At 35.1% G+C, this 3835-nt stretch carries 5 protein-coding genes and 3 pseudogenes; 5 read left to right on the top strand and 3 right to left on the bottom strand.

The genetic code is table 11. From position 1 onward, the window contains the following. Positions 1 to 125 (bottom strand): annotated as a pseudogene (locus K9V48_RS27330) (DDE-type integrase/transposase/recombinase); the annotation flags it as partial. A 214-nt stretch (positions 126 to 339) separates the two neighbouring features. Next, positions 340 to 1482 carry a low temperature requirement protein A gene (locus tag K9V48_RS27325; RefSeq protein ID WP_224142216.1) on the bottom strand — a complete coding sequence of 381 codons (1143 nt, stop codon included), beginning with the start codon at positions 1480 to 1482 and terminating at the stop codon, positions 340 to 342. 121 nt (positions 1483 to 1603) lie between these two features. Here K9V48_RS27325 and K9V48_RS27320 point away from each other — a divergent pair, with 121 nt between their 5' ends. The 5 genes and pseudogenes from K9V48_RS27320 (at position 1604) to K9V48_RS27300 (ending at position 3713) form a co-directional block, all read left to right on the top strand. Beyond that, positions 1604 to 1756: a hypothetical protein gene (locus K9V48_RS27320; protein ID WP_224142215.1), complete on the top strand. Its 153-nt coding sequence runs from the start codon at positions 1604 to 1606 to the stop codon at positions 1754 to 1756. Positions 1757 to 1874: 118 nt separating this feature from the next. Continuing rightward, on the top strand, positions 1875 to 2432 hold the full coding sequence (locus K9V48_RS27315; RefSeq protein WP_224142214.1) for an NADPH-dependent FMN reductase: 558 nt from the start codon (positions 1875 to 1877) through the stop codon (positions 2430 to 2432). A 171-nt stretch (positions 2433 to 2603) separates the two neighbouring features. Then, complete coding sequence (gene ycaC, locus K9V48_RS27310) at positions 2604 to 3248, top strand: isochorismate family cysteine hydrolase YcaC (protein WP_224142213.1); 645 nt, start codon at positions 2604 to 2606, stop codon at positions 3246 to 3248. Positions 3249 to 3353: 105 nt separating this feature from the next. Beyond that, a pseudogene (locus tag K9V48_RS27305) lies at positions 3354 to 3563 on the top strand (DUF3231 family protein); the annotation flags it as partial. Positions 3564 to 3581: 18 nt separating this feature from the next. Continuing rightward, positions 3582 to 3713, top strand: a complete 132-nt coding sequence (locus tag K9V48_RS27300) for a YvdQ family spore coat protein (RefSeq protein WP_224142212.1) — start codon at positions 3582 to 3584, stop codon at positions 3711 to 3713. Positions 3714 to 3746: 33 nt separating this feature from the next. Here the strand turns inward: K9V48_RS27300 and K9V48_RS27295 are convergent. Continuing rightward, positions 3747 to 3835 (bottom strand): annotated as a pseudogene (locus K9V48_RS27295) (IS6 family transposase); the annotation flags it as partial.

The following is a 3835-nucleotide window of genomic DNA, read 5'->3' as shown; positions in this document are numbered from 1 at the left end:
TGAAAAGACCGCAAAGCTTTCTTGAAAAAGCGCTTTGCAGCCTTATGATTTCTTGTTTTGTTTAAATAAAAATCAATCGTATTTCCTTCTGAATCAACGGCACGATATAGGTACATCCATTGACCATATGATATGTACGCTACGATGGATTAATAGTAAACATAAATGAGTTAACTGGCGCGTTGATTTAAGAACGCGCCTTTTTTGTGTATAGGGCTGAAATAGATGGCGTTATGAAATATCCATGTAAACAAATAAAATATAAGCTTACCAATGTGATTTTTATATATTTGTTGTTTTGTCCTTATTTTTTTTATGAAAAATTTAAAATAAATAATATTAAACATTTTTTATTCCCGAATGAACCTCATTTGTCAACGGTTGCTTTTTATTAGAAATTGTTAATTTAGTAAAGATAATAAAAAACAAGGTTAATTCAGCTATTATCACGATATTTGGTACTACTACAATCAAATTAATTATAAAAAAGACGGCTAAAATTCCTAAAAATAACCATAGATGATAAATTTTCAATCGGTGGTGCACATGTCTATAATGATGGAAAACAAGGGTAGTTGACAGGAAATAGAGCAAAACAGATCCAAAAACAAAAAATAAGATAAAGGAGTAATGGACCTCATGTAAAAACAATAGTCTAATGGATGCTGAGATCATGCTCAAGGACATTAAAATAAATAGATGACCGTAAATAATGATTTGGCCGGATGTTTGTACAGACTTGTCGAGTTTCTTCTCCATATTATCGAAATATTGCCACCACATCGAAATAATGAGGATAAATGAAATGATCGCAAAGCCTATTGATTCCCAATTTCCTTGTGTAGGCTGAATGATCGCAAGAGTGCTAATAAGCGCTTCCCCAAAGAGAATAATGGTAAATAAACCAAATCGTTCTAATAAGTGAGCTGTATTGGTGGGAACCTTTTCTAAACACTTCCGTCCAAGCACCGGGACAATGATATCAATAAGGATGCCCGTATACAACACAGCATATCGAACCCAAGAATCAAAAAAGACGGAGAATAATGAAATGACGATTCCAATCCAAAAATACCTTCCCAAAAAGAGGGCTGCTTGTTTTCGAACTCCCGTTTCTATCCGCTGGACAATAAGATATTGGATCGCAGTCACAGCTCTTAAGCCAATATACCCAATTAAAAAAGAAAGATAATAAGGATCAAAATCAACTGATAAGCTTGATGTCATAATTAGTACAAAAAACATTTGCAGGATCAAAAAGATTCGTTGATGAAATAAATCTTTTCCAAACCGGTTAATAAATATGGTTTGCCCTACCCAAGCCCACCAAATAGGAATAAAAATTAATACAAACTTTACTAAATACTCTGCATGGATATGCCCATCTTCAACATGAAGTAAAACATGAGTTGCAGCCGCAACCGCCGCCACAAATAACAAATCATAAAAGAGCTCTAACCACGTCACTTTCTTTTCTTCCATCTCTGCACTCCCTCCATTTCTTTATAGTTACTAGTATGCTAGAAATATATAGAAACTGGAAGTGGAAATAAAATTGACATAAACCATTTGTAATATCTTTGGAACATGGTGGTTTCGGTCAATGATTAAAAGCATTTCGTTTCATTCTTTTAGACGTCATTATTCATTAGATGTAGTACTTTTTAACCTAGCTATTATGTTAAGCAATTTAGCAAACACAAGCCGAAAAAATGAAAACAATAGAGAAATCCTTACATTCCCATTACTATTCTAGCTTTTTTGTAATTAACACTTTATTAAATTAAAAAATCTGATAATTAGGTATAATGTTACTTCTTCCATTTTGGTATATTATGGTAACGTATAAGTGATTTCAAACGAGGAGGAATTGTATGAACAAGACCATCGGCCTTATTTGTGGTAGTTTACGAAAAAACTCTTATAATCGAATCATTGCAAAATCATTGACAGAGCTGGATGATTCACATCAATTTCGTTGGATCGAAATTAATGATCTGCCTTTGTTCAACGAAGACTTAGAAATAAGCGTTCCAGAAACAGTGACATCATTTAAATCCGCTATTCAGGACGTAGACGGTATCATTATCGTAAGTCCAGAGTACAATTCTGGAATTCCAGGCGTATTAAAGAATGCATTGGACTGGGCATCAAGACCTCGGGAATCCGCTGTTCTTAGCAGAAAACCGGTTGGCCTAATTGGTGCAACTCCTGGGGGATTAGGTACTGCCTTTGCTCAAATGCAAATCAGACAAATACTAGAGGCCATGCAGGTTCATGTTCTTCCATTTCAAAAAGTGCTGATTTCCCAAGTACATAAAAAGATTGATTCTGATCAGAAAGTCCTCACAGACGAACAAACAAAACGTTATCTTCAACAATATTTACATCAATTTATTCATTGGATCGATCACACTCCAGCTTTAGATTAATTGCAGGAGTCCAAGCTTTATCAATCATTTATTTTCAGTAAATACTACTGACACATAATGAGTTTATAGAAAACAATACAATTCAATAAATTTTAACAAACGAAGAGGTTTATTATCATTTTCCAATCTATGAATCTTCTTCGATTACTTAAATTAAGGGAGGACATTAAAATGTCTGATTTCTATTCTCGTCTTAACAAAGATGATGCTGCCGTTCTTTTAGTTGATCATCAAACCGGCCTTATTTCCGGTCTTGTGCGTGACTATGGTGTTGACGAATTCAAGAACAATGTCATGGCTTTTGCTAATACCGCCAAGTTTTTTGATTTACCGGTTATTTTAACAACAAGCTTTGAAAACGGACCTAACGGACCACTCATGCAAGAATTGGTTGAACTCTTTCCTGATGCGCCAAAAATAGCTCGTCCTGGACAAATTAATGCATGGGATAATGAAGATTTTGTCAAAGCAATCGAAGAAACTGGAAAAAAACAACTTATCATTGCGGGCGTAGTGACAGATGTTTGCGTTGCATTTCCTGCCCTTTCCGCTGTGAACGCTGGTTATGAAGTATTTGTTGCCACTGATGCTTCTGGAACATTTAGCAAACAAGTAGCGGATGCGGCATTAACGCGTATGGCCCATGGTGGGGTACAACTTCTGAACTGGTTTAGCATTGCATGCGAATTACAACGTGATTGGCGCAACGATGTTGAAGGTTTTGGTGCTTTACTTTCTAGCCAACTTCCTGGTTATCAAAATCTTATTGGAAGCTATATGGGAGCACAGAGAGATTTCAGCAAGCTGCCTAACTAGATTGGCAGCTTATTAATAACTCAATTGTTTCAATATACAAGGAGCTTCTTCCTTTTCAAGAAAAGGACGCGTTTATTTTAGAACGCGTCTTTTTTCTATTGGACTATTTATACAGATCTGTTTGCATTAAGTTTTGTTTATTGTGTGGGACAAGTAGCAGTTCCCAATTACGCTACAGTTCTTACAAAGGTTGGGAGGTCCGATGTCGTTGAGTTTTTTGATGAATGTTTACAAATCACTACTAAGTTGTACAAAAAAACCTTAAATTTAATGCTTTCTAAAGGAATTTATGATAGACCTCCAAAGATTCCCTATCCTAATGAAGTAGAATTTATGCAAAAACAAGAGACTCTTTTAAGTACATGGCTTGGTGATAGAAGACCATTAGATGCATCAGAATTAGGTGAGATCTTTTATACGATAGAAAGAAATTATGGTTCTGGTGCAAAGATTGCATTTTTTTGAAAGAGGTATATAGACTCCTAATGGAATCTGTTCTTATGCAGCCATTCCAAATAGTTGATGAATGAACTTCACTTGATTGTGGACAGACTTGTCCCGTAAAGCAAGTTGTCCTTTTTTAATGA

This window comes from Metabacillus rhizolycopersici, from assembly GCF_020075705.1.
This window is presented reverse-complemented; position numbering and strand designations above follow the sequence as displayed.

What these genes read in the sequence shown, in the direction of transcription:
- K9V48_RS27320 (WP_224142215.1), top strand. Translation starts at nt 1,604, where the DNA reads ATGATTAAAAGCATTTCGTTTCATTCTTTTAGACGTCATTATTCATTA.
- K9V48_RS27315 (WP_224142214.1), top strand. Translation starts at nt 1,875, where the DNA reads ATGAACAAGACCATCGGCCTTATTTGTGGTAGTTTACGAAAAAACTCT.
- K9V48_RS27325 (WP_224142216.1), bottom strand. Translation starts at nt 1,482, where the DNA reads ATGGAAGAAAAGAAAGTGACGTGGTTAGAGCTCTTTTATGATTTGTTA.
- K9V48_RS27300 (WP_224142212.1), top strand. Translation starts at nt 3,582, where the DNA reads ATGCAAAAACAAGAGACTCTTTTAAGTACATGGCTTGGTGATAGAAGA.
- ycaC (WP_224142213.1), top strand. Translation starts at nt 2,604, where the DNA reads ATGTCTGATTTCTATTCTCGTCTTAACAAAGATGATGCTGCCGTTCTT.